General features: G+C 43.7%; 15 protein-coding genes. 6 read left to right on the top strand and 9 right to left on the bottom strand.

Annotated elements, in window-relative coordinates:
• Positions 1-55 precede the first annotated feature (55 nt).
• The 6 genes from BKB51_RS11725 to BKB51_RS11700 all read right to left on the bottom strand — a co-directional run bounded on the left by BKB51_RS11725 (position 56) and on the right by BKB51_RS11700 (position 7,365).
• Complete coding sequence (locus BKB51_RS11725; protein WP_085901263.1) at positions 56-439, bottom strand: Hpt domain-containing protein; 384 nt, start codon at positions 437-439, stop codon at positions 56-58.
• A 231-nt stretch (positions 440-670) separates the two neighbouring features.
• Entirely contained in the window at positions 671-2,227 is a 1,557-nt protein-coding gene (locus BKB51_RS11720; protein ID WP_085901262.1) for a SpoVR family protein, read from the bottom strand.
• 67 nt (positions 2,228-2,294) lie between these two features.
• The gene (locus BKB51_RS11715; protein WP_085901261.1) at positions 2,295-3,599 is read right to left on the bottom strand and encodes a YeaH/YhbH family protein; all 1,305 of its coding nucleotides are present in this window, start codon (positions 3,597-3,599) and stop codon (positions 2,295-2,297) included.
• Between the two features lie 42 nt (positions 3,600-3,641).
• Positions 3,642-5,588, bottom strand: coding sequence for a PrkA family serine protein kinase (locus tag BKB51_RS11710; RefSeq protein WP_085901260.1), 1,947 nt, complete (start codon positions 5,586-5,588; stop codon positions 3,642-3,644).
• Positions 5,589-5,897: 309 nt separating this feature from the next.
• The gene (locus tag BKB51_RS11705) at positions 5,898-6,935 is read right to left on the bottom strand and encodes a threonine aldolase family protein (RefSeq protein WP_085901259.1); all 1,038 of its coding nucleotides are present in this window, start codon (positions 6,933-6,935) and stop codon (positions 5,898-5,900) included.
• A gap of 52 nt (positions 6,936-6,987) precedes the next feature.
• Complete coding sequence (locus BKB51_RS11700; RefSeq protein ID WP_085901258.1) at positions 6,988-7,365, bottom strand: hypothetical protein; 378 nt, start codon at positions 7,363-7,365, stop codon at positions 6,988-6,990.
• Positions 7,366-7,482: 117 nt separating this feature from the next.
• On the opposite strand from BKB51_RS11700, the gene BKB51_RS11695 reads away from it, so the two are divergent.
• From BKB51_RS11695 to BKB51_RS11685, 3 genes are all read left to right on the top strand, one after another.
• The gene (locus tag BKB51_RS11695; RefSeq protein ID WP_085901257.1) at positions 7,483-8,469 is read left to right on the top strand and encodes an RluA family pseudouridine synthase; all 987 of its coding nucleotides are present in this window, start codon (positions 7,483-7,485) and stop codon (positions 8,467-8,469) included.
• A 132-nt stretch (positions 8,470-8,601) separates the two neighbouring features.
• On the top strand, positions 8,602-9,486 hold the full coding sequence (gene rpoH, locus BKB51_RS11690) for an RNA polymerase sigma factor RpoH (protein WP_047762210.1): 885 nt from the start codon (positions 8,602-8,604) through the stop codon (positions 9,484-9,486).
• A 161-nt stretch (positions 9,487-9,647) separates the two neighbouring features.
• Positions 9,648-10,352: a hypothetical protein gene (locus tag BKB51_RS11685; protein ID WP_085901256.1), complete on the top strand. Its 705-nt coding sequence runs from the start codon at positions 9,648-9,650 to the stop codon at positions 10,350-10,352.
• On the opposite strand, the gene BKB51_RS11680 is transcribed toward BKB51_RS11685, so the two are convergent.
• From BKB51_RS11680 to BKB51_RS11670, 3 genes are all read right to left on the bottom strand, one after another.
• Entirely contained in the window at positions 10,345-10,812 is a 468-nt protein-coding gene (locus tag BKB51_RS11680) for a hypothetical protein (protein WP_085901255.1), read from the bottom strand. The genes BKB51_RS11685 and BKB51_RS11680 overlap by 8 nt on opposite strands.
• Before the next feature lie 8 nt (positions 10,813-10,820).
• On the bottom strand, positions 10,821-12,848 hold the full coding sequence (locus BKB51_RS11675; protein WP_085901254.1) for a serine/threonine-protein kinase: 2,028 nt from the start codon (positions 12,846-12,848) through the stop codon (positions 10,821-10,823).
• A gap of 175 nt (positions 12,849-13,023) precedes the next feature.
• Positions 13,024-13,890, bottom strand: a complete 867-nt coding sequence (locus BKB51_RS11670; RefSeq protein ID WP_085901253.1) for a LysR family transcriptional regulator — start codon at positions 13,888-13,890, stop codon at positions 13,024-13,026.
• A gap of 120 nt (positions 13,891-14,010) precedes the next feature.
• Between BKB51_RS11670 and BKB51_RS11665 the strand changes: the two genes are divergently transcribed.
• From BKB51_RS11665 to BKB51_RS11655, 3 genes are read left to right on the top strand one after another with little or no spacing between them, the layout of a single operon-like run.
• Entirely contained in the window at positions 14,011-15,153 is a 1,143-nt protein-coding gene (locus BKB51_RS11665) for an ABC transporter ATP-binding protein (protein WP_085901252.1), read from the top strand.
• Positions 15,153-16,073, top strand: a complete 921-nt coding sequence (locus BKB51_RS11660; protein WP_085901251.1) for a carbohydrate ABC transporter permease — start codon at positions 15,153-15,155, stop codon at positions 16,071-16,073. The genes BKB51_RS11665 and BKB51_RS11660 overlap by 1 nt, the downstream gene beginning before the upstream one ends.
• On the top strand, positions 16,066-16,983 hold the full coding sequence (locus BKB51_RS11655) for a carbohydrate ABC transporter permease (RefSeq protein ID WP_085901250.1): 918 nt from the start codon (positions 16,066-16,068) through the stop codon (positions 16,981-16,983). Before BKB51_RS11660 ends, BKB51_RS11655 begins: the two co-directional genes overlap by 8 nt.
• The last annotated feature ends 37 nt before the right edge of the window (positions 16,984-17,020 follow it).

Raw genomic sequence — 17,020 nt, 5'->3', positions numbered from 1 at the left:
ACGTGCCTTGCCAAGCAGTACAAGACAAAGAACACTTCTTGATACATCCTGAAAACTATCTGACTTGATAAGCATCCATCGTTAACGCACCAATCACATCTGCATTTGCAGCAAGTTCTATAGCTTCTTGGTGATCTCCACGTCGACAGGATTCGTTTATAAGACGCATCTGTTCCTGTAACCGCAGAGCTCCAAAGGTCCCGCTCACACTTTTTAAGGTATGACTTTCCCTCTGCAACTCTTCGCCGTTATGCATTCGAGCAGCATCTATAACGCCAGCGAGATGCGTCTTCAGATCTGCGCGAAACTGTTCCACCAGAAAAGGAATAGTCTCTTCCCCGACTTCATTTGACAAAGCCTGAATAACCAACTCATCCCGAACAGGATAGGTTTTATCTAAGTCTTGAGTGTCTATGTCACTAAACGAGCTAATTGTCATGTGCTCCCCTCTGAAATCGGTACGGCAATACCGACATTCCAGGATTATCTAATCCTGTTATTTAACTTCCTGAACACCTATCCAAAATGAAACTTGCTCACATATTATGGCAACTGAAGCAAAGATCTGTTTTAGACAGCAACGACTCTTGCATAATAACAGTTATTGAATATTTACTCACTATAAAAGTTAGGGATTATACATATCTCAGCTAACACCAATCAGCACTTATCAAGAAGCCGTTACATCGTAAGTTGCAAGAATTTTCCCAGAGAGGGCATCTTCACAATAGAGGCTGACATCATACCCCCACAATTGAGCAATTCTGCGCATCACTTGCTCTGCTTCTTTACCATCAATTGGTACATCATCATGGACCATATGACGCAGAGTAATCGCTCTATCACCTTCAAACTCGACATCGGCAACCTGTATATCCAATGTCATGGCTGAGACAGTATAAGATTTTGCGAGGGCACTACGCACTTTTTTGTAGCCTCGGCTATCGTGAATAGCATCAACCTTTAAATGGGGAAGTGACGCGTTATCGTGGATTTGGAACAGTCTGAAGTCTCGAATAAGTTTCGGGCTTAGGAACTGTAAAATAAAGCTCTCATCCCGATAATTTGCCCAGGCATCCTTTAAAACTTCAATACCATTGTTGGATCCCGCTATATCCGGAAACCAAAGTTTATCTTCGTCCGTAGGCTCATGACAGATACGATAGATATCCTGCATCATGGCAAAACCTAGCGCATAAGGATTAATACCGCTCCACCTTTGGTCATCAAAGTCTGGTTGGGCCACCACACGACTGTGATAATCAATGAATTCCAGCATTGCGCCCTCGGTAATCAGGCCCTTATCAAAAAGCCTGTTCATGATATAATAGTGACAAAAGCAGGCACAGCCTTCGTTCATTACTTTGGTTTGCTTTTGCGGATAAAAATATTGGGCAATATTTCGAACAATACGCAAAATCTCTCGCTGCCAGTCTTCCAATACAGGACTGTGTTTTTCAAAAAAATAAAGAAGGTTGGCTTCCGGTAATCCAAACTTGGCCATATTGGCTTCCTGCCGTTTGCTCTTTACCTCTTCATCTTCAACATCAGCTTCCTTGTGAGGCAAAGTACGCCAAATATCCCTGTAATCAGTGCGCTTATGTTCTTCGCGATCGTCGATACGCTGTTGCGCCATTTCACGGGACATAGGGACAGGTCTTGAGTAGTGATCGACAGCATTTTCACGAAGGGCATGCGCCGCATCCAACAATTCCTCCACAGCTTCAACACCATGCCGCTCTTCACATTTATTGATGTATTCCCGAGCAAAGTGCATGTAATCAAGAATGGCTTCCGCATCAGTCCATTGCTTGAAAAGGTGATTATTTTTGAAAAAATGATTATGACCAAAGGCGGCATGGGCAACGACCAACGCCTGCATCGTCATGGTGTTTTCTTCCATGATATAACTAATACAAGGGCTGGAATTTATAACGATCTCATAAGCAAGCCCGCGCATGCCTTTGCGATAATAGAATTCATCCTGAACAAAGCTTTTACCAAATGACCAATGGTTATACATCAGCGGCATTCCGATACCTGAATAGGCATCCAGCATCTGCTCGGAAGTTATAACCTCTATTTGATTTGGATAAACATTCAGGCCCAGTTCGGTATTTGCAATTTCTTCTATGGCATCGTAGACACGATCAAGCTTCTCAAAGCTCCATTCTGCACCTTCATACAAATGTTTTTGGGGCTTTGGTACCTTTTGTGCCTTTGCCATAGGAACTCCTTTCTATAGCTTTGCTAATGAATAGCTTCTGGGACTTCAAAAATTTGCTACTATATAGCTAGCTATCCCCAGCATTTTCCTTCGAAAACAAATCTTGAAAAACAGGAAAAATATCATTTGGCTTAACGACTCTTCGCATCGCAAACTGTTCAAACCCAGCCGTAAGCTGTGCATAGATTCGCCAGAGATCCGTCATATTTTGTTCGTCTTTAAATATTTCCAGTTCCTGTTCGTCCATCACTTCAATATAGGCAAAATACTGGCAAGCAGGCAGGATCACATCCCCCATAATGGCCAAACATTTTTCCCTATCACTGGCAAAATTATCGCCATCAGATGCTTGCGCTGCATAGACGTTCCAGTCACCAAGCGGATAGCGATCTTCCAGAACTTTTTGCATTTCCTCCAAAGCAGAGGAAACGATAGTTCCGCCCGTTTCTCTTGAATAGAAAAAGGTCTCTTCATCAACCTCTTTGGCCATGTGTGTATGACGAATGAAGACCAATTCAACCCGTTCGTATTGAGTAGTAAGAAATAGATGTAACAGCATGAAAAATCTTTTTGCCAGATCTTTCATGCTTTCGCTCATGGACCCCGAAACATCCATCAAACAAAACATAACTGCGCGTGTATTCGGTTTTGGGATCTTTGTGTAGGATTTATATCGAACATCCAAGGGATCTATATAGGGCACAAATCTGCGACGATGTTCCAACTGCTCAAGTTTCTCGTGTAGTTCTTTTAGTTTCTTGGTTTTACGCCCTCTGGCTTCAAGATCCAGTATCTCTTCACGAAGATTATTGAGCTCTTCATTACCTGGCCGTTTCATTGAAATTCTACGAGCAAGGCTATGACGCATTGTTCGCTTCAAATCCATATTGCTTGGCGATCCAACACGTACATAACCAGCACGCTGTTTCTCAAATTCAACTTCTTCTTTCAATGACGTCTTTACAAGGTCGGGCAGTTCCAGATCTTCAAAGAAAACGTCCAGAAACTCTTCTCTGGAAAGAGAGAACTGAAAGCTATCTTCCCCCTCGCCGTCTTCACTGGCTTTTTTACCACCCTGCCCTTCACCGCCCTTTGGTGGCCGTTTTATCTGATCGCCTGTGGAAAATTCTTTGTTTCCCGGAAGAACACGGTCGTGTTTGCCTTTCGTATAGTCATATTTGAAGCGCGGCTCGTTTAAGCCCTTAGAGGGAATGGTTATGCGACCGTTATGCCCAATATCGGTCACCTTACCGCCATTCACAGCCTCTTTCACAGCTTTGCGGATCTGGTTTTGAGCACGACGAATAAACCTCTGTCGATTGGGTAAACTCTTGCCCTTTGGATTTAATCGCCTGTCAATAAAATGCATCATGCTGTTTAATCCACCTATCCATTGCCTCCCAAAATTACCTGATCAACCTGCTTTGTTTACACGCATGTACCAGTCCACCAAACGGTGAACCTGTCGCTTGCTATACCCACGATCAACCATCCGATCGACAAACTCATTATGTTTGGATTCAGTTTTCTTATCTTTTTTGGAACCAAATGAAATCACGGGCAACAAATCTTCCACTTGGCTAAACATCCGCTTTTCAATTACTTCTCGTAATTTCTCATAGGATGTCCAACGTGGATTATGCCCTTTGTTATTTGCCCGGGCACGCAAGGTAAATTTCACGACTTCATTTCTAAAATCTTTGGGATTTGAAATTCCTGCCGGTTTTTCAATCTTGGACAATTCTTGATCCAAGATACGTGGATCCAACAGTTGCCCGGTATCCGGATCTTTGAAATCATGCCCTTCGATCCACGCATCCGCATAGGAAATGTAACGATCAAACAGATTTTGTCCGAAGTCAGAGTAGGATTCCAAATAAGCTTTTTGAATTTCATTGCCGATAAATTCGGCGTAGCGGACAGATAGATATCCCTTGATAAATTCAAGGTATCGTTTTTCTATTTCATCGGGGAATTGTTCCCTCTGAATTGCCTGTTCCAATACATACATCAGATGGACTGGATCAGCCGAGACCTCTTTCGGATCATAGTTGAATGTTTCCGCCAGAACCTTAAAGGCAAATCGGGTAGAAACACCGTTCATGCCTTCATTCTGTCCTGCAGCTTCCCGGTATTCCTGAATTGGTTTTGCATTTGGATCGACATCTTTAAGATTATCACCATTATAAACCCGCATTTTTGAGAAAATGTTGGAATTTTCATGCTCTTTTAAGCGCGTCATGACACTGAACTGTGACATCATCTCCAGAGTTGCCGGGGCACAGTGTGTCTCGCTCAAGTCACTGTCTCTCAGCAGTTTGTGATAGATATCAGCTTCTTCATTTGCCCGTAAGCTATAAGGAACCTTGATCACACAAACACGATCAATAAAGGCCTCATTATTTTTGTTGTTTTTAAAATTTTGCCATTCGGATTCATTTGAATGCGCCAGAATAATGCCCTGGAAAGGAATAGCCCCAAGATTTTCTGTGCCCACATAATTACCTTCTTGCGTGGCAGTCAACAACGGGTGCAACATTTTAATTGGCGCCTTGAACATCTCGACAAATTCAAGAAGGCCCTGAGTCGCCATGTTCAGGCCACCGCTATAAGAATAGGCATCAGAATCGTTTTGGCTATAGTATTCCAGTTTTCGAATATCAACCTTTCCGACCAGCGTCGAAATATCCTGATTGTTTTCATCTCCTGGTTCAGTTTTGGAAATACAGATTTGACGCAGCTTTGAGGGATACATCTTCACCACAGTGAACTTGGAAATATCGCCTTCAAACTCTTCCAAACGTTTGAGAGCCCAAGGAGATATCAAGCCCGTCAGGCGGTGTTTCGGGATATGATATTTGTCCTCTAACAGATCCCCCATTGTTTCGGGATTAAACAGACCAAGCGGCGATTCAAAGATAGGACTGATATGATCCCCGGCTTTCAAGACATAAACCGGACAGTTTTCCATCAATATCTTCAATCGTTCGGCAATCGACGATTTCCCGCCCCCAACCGGTCCCAGTAGATAAAGGATTTGTTTCTTTTCTTCGAGGCCTTGAGAAGCATGTTTAAAGAAACCAACAATGCGTTCTACGGTTTCTTCCATCCCATAGAATTCACTAAAACTCGGATAGCGTTTGATCGTCCGGTTCATAAAGATCCGGCCCATACGCTCGTCCTGACTGGTATCGAAAAGTTCCGGTGTGCCAATAGCATCGAGCATTCGCTCGGCAGTTGAGGCGAACATATTCTTGTCTTCTCGGCATCCCGACAAGTAATCCCTCAACGACATTTCGCTTTCTTGCCGGCTATCATATAGCTCGGAATAAGCGTCGAAAATATCGGTCTTGGGCATCATGACCTCCTCTGTATATATTGGCTTAACCTGTGATGCATTCCTTCATAAAAACAGCCCGTGTCATTTGCATAAAACAATGGAACTTTAGAAGGCTGAGACTAAAATCCATCAAAATTGATAGCAAAAAGCGTGCAAGATAATTCACAAAACCCTAATCGCTTGATACTGCTCTTATATTTTTTACGCTTCATCCAAGAAGCTGGATTAACTATTTTTATTTTTATTTTATAAAAAGTAGTATCCATGAAAAAAGCCCCGGTTAAACCGCGAGGTAAAACCGGGGCTGCTTCCCAAGATTAGAAGTACGATTTATGCGTTGGATTCTTTTACTACAGCCGCAAAACGGTCCACATCAGATTGAGTTGAATTAAAAGACATGACCAAGCGAACCACTGATCTTTCTTCGCCGGGCACCATTTCATAAAACTCAAATCCAGCATTCTTTAAAGAGATCACCATTACTTTGGGCATCGTCAGGAAAAGAATATTGGCTTCCACAGGGTGAATAAATTCAATCGCAGAGTGATCAGATAGAAGTCTCGCCATACGCTGCGCCATGTCGTTCGCTTGCTGTGCATTTTTTCGCCACAAATCATTATCCAGATAAGCGGTTAATTGCGCAGACAGAAAACGCATCTTTGAGATAAAATGCCCCCCGCGGACACGCCTGTTTTCCAATTCCTTTACATTTTCTTGTCCAAAAAAAACAACCAACTCGGCACCCATTGCCCCATTTTTTGTCGCCCCGAATGAAAGAACATCAACCCCCGAACGCCAAGTAAGGTCCGCAGGTGAACATCCTGTCCCGACAACAGCATTGGCAAACCGAGCACCATCCATATGAACTTTGAGATCATTCTTTCTGGCAACGCTGGTTATCGCCGCAATTTCATCAGGTTGGTATAGCGTTCCCGCTTCTGTCGTTTGCGTCAAACTAACCAAAGCAGGTTGAGTATGACGAGGAACGCCGCGACCAAAAATTGCATTTTCCAACGTACTGTCAGAAAACTTACCATGCTCACCAGCTAACGGAACAAGCTTTGCTCCCCCCGTATAAAATTCAGACGCGCCACATTCATCTACATTAATGTGTGCCTCTTTATGGCAATATACCGTGCCATAGCCAGGCGTTAGTGAAGCAATCGGCAAAACATTGGCAGCTGTACCACTTATGACAGGAAAGACTGTGACATCCGTTTCAAAAATCTCTGACACTTTGCCCGATAAGCTATTCGTCCATTGGTCTGCACCATAACTCATTGCTGCATGATGGTTATTTGCACACACCAATGCATCCATGATCTCTGGCGACACACCTGTTACATTATCAGAGGCAAAATTAGTCATAGAGTTCGTCCCATAGGTCTTTTGTCATTGCTTTAAAGTTACTTGGCAACCATCAATCTGTGGAAATATCAATCTGCCAACCGCCGATTTTATTTCCTTTAATACTGTCGTATAGTTCCACACGTTGACAGTCACGTGTCAGCTCGCCATCAAATCTAAAAAGAATACGGCCTTCAAGTAACTGCGTATCCGCCAAGCGACAGCCAGCTGGGATTTTGATGGATACCATATCAAAGGGTTCCCCCAATAAATGTCCCGATCCAATAACTGGCGCTCCGAGCACTTCCTTTTGGGACAGCATTTCAACTTCTTCGACTTTCTTTGAAAGAGTCCCATCGCTTAACCTTGTCGAAATCGTGTAGATAACGACGGCAAAACCGACAACCAGTAGAATGGTCATTATGGCGACGGCTATCTTAATAGCTTTCATCTTATTCAACCCGCGAGTAAAAGGAAGTCATGTAATAAGCGAGCAGGATCTGTTCGGCAAGCCAGAGCAACCTAAAAGACCAGAGCAGCCTAAAAGAAAAGCCGATACGAGGGAAACATGCCAGATAACGGCAATCATACGAATGATGCACAGATATACAATTTGATCGTTTCTGAAGCAGAAAAGAAGCAACGCCTTGACCGCTTTCTTGTTCAACATCTTCCTGACCTATCCAGAAGTCGTTTACAGGCCCTTATTACAGAGAAATGCCTTACAATTGACGAGATGATAATCGAAACGCCTAACTATCGCTTAAAACCCGGACAAGACATTTGCTTAACCGTTCCCTCTGCAGCCGACCCTGAACCCGTTGCTCAGAACATCCCGCTCGATATCGTTTATGAAGACCCATATCTCCTGATTGTGAACAAACCATCTGGCATGGTTGTCCACCCCGCCCCGGGGAATAGTGATGGAACCCTGGTTAATGCACTACTCTATCATTGTGGAGATGACTTCAAAGGTATCGGAGGAGTAAAGCGCCCTGGTATCGTCCACCGTATAGATAAGGACACCAGTGGTTTAATGGTTGTTGCCAAAACAGATGAATGTCATCAGGGATTGGTACAGCTATTTGCTACTCACGATATAGAGCGAAGCTACAATGCAATTGTATGGAGCTTTCCAAAACCTGCAGCAGGTGAAATTAAAGGTAATATCGGCCGTAGTCCAAAAAACAGGAAAAAGATGGCTGTTGTTCCGACGGGGGGCAAAAAAGCAATTACCCATTACAAGACTCTTGAAATCTTCTCGAATGGTGCGGCAAGCCTAATAGAATGTCGCTTGGAAACCGGACGGACCCATCAGATTCGCGTTCATATGACCCATTTAGGTCACCCGCTTTTGGGTGATCCGCTCTATGGTAGTCAAAGCCAGGGCAGGCTCAAAAACCTTACCGAAGAAGCTCAAGGTCTTATGAAAAACTTCCAAAGACAGGCTCTTCACGCAAAAACGCTTGGTTTTGTTCATCCTGTAACCAAAGAAGCTCTGTCCTTTTCAAGTGAACTATCAAGAGATTTGAAAGATTTGATTATTAGTTTATAATAATTAAAAATCGCATTTAGAAATAAGTTACCTCTTGTGCACCGCGGCATGACACACCATATGTAGCATCACGCAGAGAATTTGCCGTTGTGAGCATTGCATCATAACTAGCTATCAAAAGGGGAACGTAAAATGGTATCATCAAAAATCCCAGCCCTGACACCAGAGGGAAACCTGTCGCGATATCTTCAGGATATTCGCAAGTTTCCGATGCTAGAACAAAACCAAGAATATATGCTCGCCAAGCGCTGGCGCGAACATGACGATACTGATGCCGCACATACACTCGTCACCAGCCACCTGCGTCTCGTGGCAAAAATCGCCATGGGCTATCGCGGTTACGGGTTGCCCGTCTCGGAACTGATTTCCGAAGGTAACGTTGGCATGATGCAGGCGGTGAAGCGTTTTGATCCTGAAAAAGGTTTCCGCTTGGCAACATATGCCATGTGGTGGATCCGTGCTTCTATCCAAGAATACATTCTGCATTCGTGGTCCCTCGTTAAAATGGGAACAACTGCTGCACAGAAAAAACTCTTTTTCAACCTGCGTAAACTCAAAGGACAGATGTCAGCAATCGACGAAGGTGACCTTTCACCTGAACAGGTCACACATATTGCTGATACGCTTAAAGTTTCAGAAAACGACGTTGTTCAGATGAACCGCCGTTTAGCAGGACCGGATAATTCGCTAAATGCCCCCTTGCGCATTGATGGCGATGGTGAATGGCAGGACTGGCTGGTTGATGAAACCGAAAGTCAGGAAGTTCAGTTTGCTGAAACAGAAGAATTAACAAAACGTCGTGCTCTTTTAGAAGACGCGTTACTCACTTTAAACGAGCGTGAAAGACATATTCTTCAAGAACGTCGTTTAAAAGATAACCCAACAACACTGGAAGACCTTTCTCACATCTATGACATTAGTCGAGAGCGTGTCAGACAGATCGAAGTCCGTGCTTTTGAAAAGCTTCAAAAAGCAATTAAAAATGCTGCTATTGAACAAAAGCTCGCAATTTCATAGTGAATTAAATTGATCAAATTAAAAGCCAGCTAGATCTTTTCTAGCTGGCTTTTTTGTTGCGGCGCTTACATTAAACAAGAACATTAAAATTTTCTGGAAAACAGCTTACTGAAAAGTTAGTTTCCTAAAACAAAATTCTAAAAGCTATAATTAGGTAAGCCATGACATCTTCAGATAATACGTTCGAAGACAACCTTCCAAAGTGGTTATGGTTATGGTTGCCTATTGCTCTGGCATCTATATTACTTCTGACGGGCCTCCTTCTACCAGAGGAGACCTATAGTCGTTGGATCGGAAATGAGCGAACAGGTATACTCGAGACTTCTCATGCGATTATTCCAGCAATATCTTTTGTGCTAGCTATACGCATCATTCTTCATCCCAAAGTCCCTAACTTTTCCTTTCTGTGGTTTTGGATATTACTTGCTGCCTTGGGTAGTTTTTATATGTCTGGTGAAGAAGCCAGTTGGGGACAACACTGGTTCCAATGGGATACATCGACTGAGTGGTCAAAGATTAACGATCAGGGAGAGACCAATTTTCATAATACAAGCTCTTGGCTTGATCAAAAACCGCGTACGATATTAGAGATTGGTATTATTCTAGGCGGGATTATCTTGCCACTTGTTTTCCGAAGAAAACCACATATAAAAAACCATCCCTATGCGATTATTGTTCCTACACTCGTTCTATTGCCAACAGCAATCATTGCAGAAACAACCCGGATGACAGAGCGCTTACTTGCAGCTCTGGATGTTCCTTTTCGCGTATTTCAAAGAGCCAGTGAAGTTCAGGAGTTGTTTTTTGCTCTGTTTGTTCTCTATTACCTGATTATCATTTTAAAAAGAGTGAAAAAGCTTAACTGACTTCTTGCTCTTCCGGTTCCATCTCGTCAGCTGGCGCAATATTGGCAGACTGCTTTACGCCTTCTCCCCAAGCATCAATCAGATCATCCTGATAACGCCGGATGGATTTAATTTTCCCCTCTGTTGAGATACTCAGATAGCTGGAAACAAAAATTGGTGTTCCTAGGTAAAGTACCCACCCTAATCCAGCAGCGCCATATGCTATCATCATATTCCAGGGATCAGCGATGGCACTAAAAGCACCGTCAAAAGTTTGACCGCGTTCCCATAACTCTGTTAATGGGGACAGCACACCACAAAAATTTGGTAAGCTTATTGTAACCGTAAAATATCGATGTGGATTACGGTCAATGACATAAACAACCAGGCTGGGCACCATCAAAACAGCTAAAAGAATAGCTGACGGCATTAAAACGGCAGCCAGAACAAGAATGACTAAAAGAAGAGGTAAACGTCCCATAATATCCTCTAAAAAACCCAGGCTATCGTCATAAGGACCAATGCCAAGCTGGAACACACGCCGGAAATAACAGCAGATGTTTTCTCACTGACATGTCTAACGTTCTCATTAGACACCAGCCCTCCTTGCTCTAGCCATGTGGCTTGAGCTTCCAAGTTAGAGAAAATAACCTGAGCCTGATCAAATCCAACTTGATCCTGATCCTTAATTTGAGAGTTATCCAAAATCGACTGTAGGGTTGTTAACTTGCCTTCCGTAGTCGCATTCTCCACAGCTTCACGGAGTTGTTTTCTGAACGCCGTATTATGGAAATTTTCGACTGAATCGATAAGTAAATTAGCCATATGCGCAGATAGGGCAGGCAAGTTTGGTGGCCCAAACTGTTTCTGCATATCTGATAAAATTCTCAATGAAGCCCCATTATAAACATCGCGATTAAATGGGTCTTCAAAGCGCTTTAACAGAGCATCAAAATTTCCGCGCATGTGGTTCATCGCAAAAGCAAGAATATGCCGATCCACAGGCGCGCCCTCTATACGCCCAGCGGCAACCATGCTTTCCAAAGCGGGTAACAGGTTTCTAACATCATCCACATAGTTATCTCCCACTAACGGGGACATACAGGGCCAACCTTCATTGCCTGCATAGACAGCGCGTTCCATCCCATACCCAGGCACCATGCTTTTCACATTCTGCGCCAGATGCTCAATCTGTTTAATAATAGCAACAAATTCAGGCTTGGTTCTTGTTTGCGATGTCACCCAGGCCTGAGACAATTTCATTCGAATAATATCCAGAAACTGCTCAACCTTGCCCGGTTCAAAAAATTCAAGGGCCGTCGCTTGTGCAATAGCATCAACGCGAACAGCAACATCTTTGTATATGATCGGTGCAGAAGGATCTAAGGCCATGATCGATGCTGATACAGCTCTATCATCTCCGCTCCCTGTTGTTGCTAATGCATGAGACGTCCGTTCAGCCAGGACAATAAGATCGCCCATATCATCATTTGAAAGTGCTCGTCTGACCCAGGAATCGAGATGATCTGATTGAATAAGTCCTTTGCTTTCAGACCAGTTCAACCTCATGGCATTCGCAAGCATTGGTGCCGTTAGATAGTCCTTCCCTGCAAAAGAGATGGACCTGACTGCTTTTGGAGGCAGAGGAACTTGTTTTGGGCTCAGGTGGCGCCCATTCGCCCACATCTCAATATCAGGCATAGCCCAGCGTTCATGAGGATCATCACTCAATAATCCACGCAAGGGTTCCATCAATTTAAGTGGCACCCGTGTCTGCCCTACCAACGCACCATAAGATCCAAGCTTTATTTTAGCTTCGATAATCTGTTCATCAGATTTTCCCTTCAGAAGGGTTTTCCCCATGGCAAGTTCAGCTAAGAGAACACCAAAAGAGTAAAAATCATCTAGGACACCACCATCCCCCCGTCCGGATGGATCCGCCATACCCGAATCAATAGGTTCGTATAATACTGGTTGCGCATAAGCAGCAGGCGTTGAAAGGCATTCCCCAAGCATCGCCCTGCCATCTGAAGACATAAATATATTTTCGGGACGAATAGCCCGATGCATCAATGTCCTGGACGAAAGCTCACTTAGGGCGGGCAAAAGATTGTGTATAACCCCGTTAATAATCGTATCTTCATCCAATTTAGGAACCGGATGACCGACTTCGGGGATCAGGCGCTTTCCCGAAGGGCGCTCATATACAAGAACAAAACGGCGAATATTATCATCCGGAAAAATAACTGTTCCTGATCCAACAGGTGTCATCATCACGGGACAGGAAACACGGCTCATTAATCTGATCATAGAAAAGCGCGGCGCTGCTTCTTTTTGGCAGATCAGAGCAAAAAGAGAATTATTCCCCTTAAGACTTGCCGCAGCAATTGCCAAAGTCCCCGGCGATTGTAACTCAGGCAAGCGTTCCGCAGGCAAAAGTCGAAACTTGTCCTCGAACTCTACAGGTTGTTGTAGGTGTGCCAATTCATTGGCAATTTCCTTGATATGAGCAGGCATTACTTCCTCAACCCGAGAACAGGCCCCCCGGCCTTCACAATACGAAAGATAAACACAGTTCTAGAGCTATAACAGAGAAAGGTAAAAAAGATAGTTAACAAAGTTTTTCTTTTCGCAGATTTAGCCCTGCATTTAATCCTCGCCAAACATACGAATCTGTTTAGTTCGGCCCTGCTTAACTCGGCATAGCATCAAAAACAAAGCTCTGAATTAACCTCAAATCATATTTGTCTTTTGGAATAACAATCGAAATATCGTAATCCTTCGTCATTTCTCTGATTGGAATTACACTCAATGTATCATCGCTTGTTGTGCTGTTATCCAGAAAAATTCCAAGGCCAACATCGTGCAATATGGCTTCTTTCATAACGGGAAAGGTTGTTGTTTTTATTATTCTTTTAATTTGAATATTTTCACGTTTCAAAACCGCGCGAACCTCTTTTTCAGTCAGAGACCCTTTCTCTGGCAACAAGAGCGCTTCAGCTTTTAGCTCATGCAAAGAAATACTTTTATATTTTGCAAACCTATGAGTTTGAGGCACATAGAGGACATAACGACAGGTCGCGACTTTCTGGTATACCCATTCATCCGAAATCGGGGGCTCTGTAATGAAAGCGATATCAACCTTTCTATTGCGCAATAACGCTGCTGACGTTGTCCAATCATATAGCGTGAAATTAATTTCTACATTTGGATGAGCTCGATTAAAGCGTGAAATGTATCCCAATGCTGGCAAAGGGGCATTCCCAATGATGGTTAGATGCCCTTCCCCCAGTTGAGAATACCTAGTTAGCTTTTCTTCCAACAAACGATCTAGCGTTAAATATCGGTCTGCCAGATCAAAAAATTCACTCCCTGTTTTGGTCAGGGTAAACCCTTCTCTGTCACGTAAAAATAATTTAGAGCCAATTATATTTTCCAGCTTGGAAATATGCTGGCTCACAGCGGATTGAGATACTTGAAGCTTTACAGCAGCAGCCGAAAAACTTCCTTCGCGGACAGCATGCGCAAATGCAATGATTTGGTGAGAATTAGGCCGCATAAATCAACATATCCGTTTAATTGAGTAAAAAACTCTAACAGACATTAGCGTCACTTATATGACGTCATACAAACGTCTCCGAGACTTATTAAATTGCTGGCGAAACTAACGGAGACCATTATGGCCAATATTCGCCTCAGCAATATCTCAAAACGATTTGGGAACACAGATGTTCTCAACGGAATCGACCTTGATATTAATGACAGAGAATTTGTAACCCTCGTCGGCCCTTCTGGTTGTGGTAAGTCGACCCTTTTACGAATTCTCGCGGGCCTTGAAAGTGCCGATACTGGCACCGTTTCTATTGATGATACGGATGTTACTCGTATCCGTCCCGCTGATCGTAATCTTTCAATGGTTTTCCAGTCTTATGCTCTCTATCCGCACCTTAGTGTTGCACAGAATATGCTGACACCACTCAAATTAAGAGATTTGAGTTTCCCTCAACGACTTCCGTTGATCGGCCCTCTATTGGCGAAAACAGAATACAAAACACTTTATCAACAAATAAAAAATACCGCGCAAATACTCAAAATTGAAAACCTGCTCGACAGAAAACCTGGACAACTTTCTGGGGGGCAACGTCAACGTGCTGCTCTAGGTCGTGCAATGGTGCGAGATCCATTAGCATTTCTGATGGATGAGCCTCTTTCCAACCTTGATGCCGCCCTACGCGTGCACATGCGATCAGAGTTAACACAACTGCATCAACGCCTGAGGGCCACTTTTGTTTACGTCACACACGATCAATCCGAAGCCCTCACCATGTCAGACAAGATGGCCGTCATGATGAAAGGGAAAATATTACAGTATGGTCCCCCTGATGAAGTTTATCACAACCCACAGACCATTGATGTGGCGCGTTTTATTGGTTCACCTGCCATTAACATCATTCCCGGATCTACGGATGAAACCGGTTGTGTCAGCCTATTTGGTAAATCATTAGAAACCCATGTTTCATACCCACACTCCACATTACACATAGGGCTAAGACCAGAACACCTCTCCCTCTCAGAAAATAATGGGAACAGCTTTCCTGGCATTATTAGACATATAGAAAACTTGGGCTCAGACCTATTTTATCACCTCGAAACGGAAGGCATGTCGCAAAGAATTGTTGTCCGATCTTCTCAGAGTGAAGGCAAAAGACTTCCTCTCGGTAGTTTGACTTATTTCAAAGCACAAAAGAACAAACTCCTGATTTTTGGTGAGAGTGGTAATCGATTAACGGTCAAATCACAGAAGCTGGCAGAGGTCGCGTGATGAGCCAATCACGAGTACACTTGTGGCTGATGGCCCCAGCACTGCTTTTGATGCTGCTAATACTCATCATTCCAATCTTTGCAGCATTGGGATTGAGCTTCACCAACTATTCCCTTGGAAATTCTGGAGCAAATTTTGTCGGTTTACAGAATTACGAACAGATTTTCACACGAACAACTTACCAAAAAATGTTCGGCGCAACGATCCGTTATGTCTTTGTAGTTGTCCCGATTACCGTTGGATTGGGGTTAGGCGCGGCTCTGTTGATTAAATCCCTTACTCGTTTTGGTGATCTTTATAAAACCATATATTTCCTCCCGGTCATGGCTGCTCTGATCGCCATGGCAATTGTCTGGGAGTTTGCCTTTCACCCGACGATTGGGATCATAAATTCAACTCTGGAACAAGGATGCGGAACAGTTCTCGAAAACTGGGGTTGGTATGCAAACGGCTGTGAACGAACTTTCCCCCTATGGTTGACAGATCGGAATTATGCGATCTGGACTGTAGCTTTTATCGGTATATGGCAAGGATTTGGCTTCAATATGGTGCTTTATCTCGCCGGACTGACTTCTATCCCCAAAGAACTTTATAGTGCTGCGGAAATGGATGGTGCCAAATCGTCATGGGAGCGTTTTAGACTTGTAACCTGGCCTATGCTTGGCCCAACCACCGTCTTTGTTGTGACGATCAGTTTTATCCGCAGTTTCCAGGTATTCGATATGGTGGAAGCTTTTTACCCGCAAGGTGGCGGCCCATCAAAATCTGTCTATGTCATGATGTTTGCTCTTTACGAAAAAGGCATCCAGCAAAATCTCATGGGCATCGGGGCAGCCATAACTGTCGTCTTTTTAGTCTTCGTCATGCTTCTAACCATCGTTCAGCGATGGCTGGTAGATAAGAGAACCCATTATGTCTAATTTTGATACCTCTCAGAGAATATTTCGTTTTTCTTCTTCGGAAGCCATCAAGCATGTGATTCTTATTTTCGGTGCCTTGATCGTGCTGTTGCCTTTCTATGTCATGCTCAGTTATTCGCTCAAAGCGCCAGCTGAAATCATGCAAAACACGGGCGGTTTTTTTGGAACACAAGAACCCTTTCGCGATGATTATTGCATAAAACTTGGGAATGCCGTCGCTGATTGCATGGTGACACCATGGATTTACAATTATCAGACAGCCTTCGAAAAAGCACCGCTCCTTCGTTATTTGCTAAACGGTATACTTGTCACTTTTTCCATTTTTTTCATACAGGTTGTTATTGCTCTTCCCTGTGCTTACGCTTTGGCTAAGCTACGTTTTTGGGGCAGAGAAACAGTTTTTGCACTGGTTCTATTTTGTTTGTTAATCCCTGTCCATGCCATCGCCCTACCACTTTATATCATGTTGGCAAAGTTGGGTCTGACAAACAGCTATGCCGCGCTTGTCATTCCCTGGACAATCTCTGTTTTTGGTATTTTCCTGATGCGGCAATTTTTCATGACCATTCCCGATGATCTGATTGATGCCGCACGCATGGATGGCATGAGCGAATATTCGATTATTTGGAACGTCATGCTTCCTTCTGCAATCCCGGCACTTATGGCCTTTGCCATATTTAGTGTCGTGGCCCATTGGAATGATTATTTCTGGCCGCGAATTGTTATTACAGGCAATAGAGATCTTTTCACACCGCCCTTGGGATTACGTGAATTCAAAGGCGATGCCGACGGCGATAACTTTGGCCCCATGATGGCAACCGCAGTCGTGATAGTGACTCCGTTGCTGGTTGCATTCGCCTTGGCACAAAAACGATTTATCGATGGAATCACACTTTCTGGAATGAAATGAGGAGAAACAAATACTCCTCCTCATCACAAAATCCCAA

Source organism: Kiloniella majae, assembly GCF_002118315.1.
Lineage (GTDB): Bacteria > Pseudomonadota > Alphaproteobacteria > Kiloniellales > Kiloniellaceae > Kiloniella > Kiloniella majae.
This window is presented reverse-complemented; position numbering and strand designations above follow the sequence as displayed.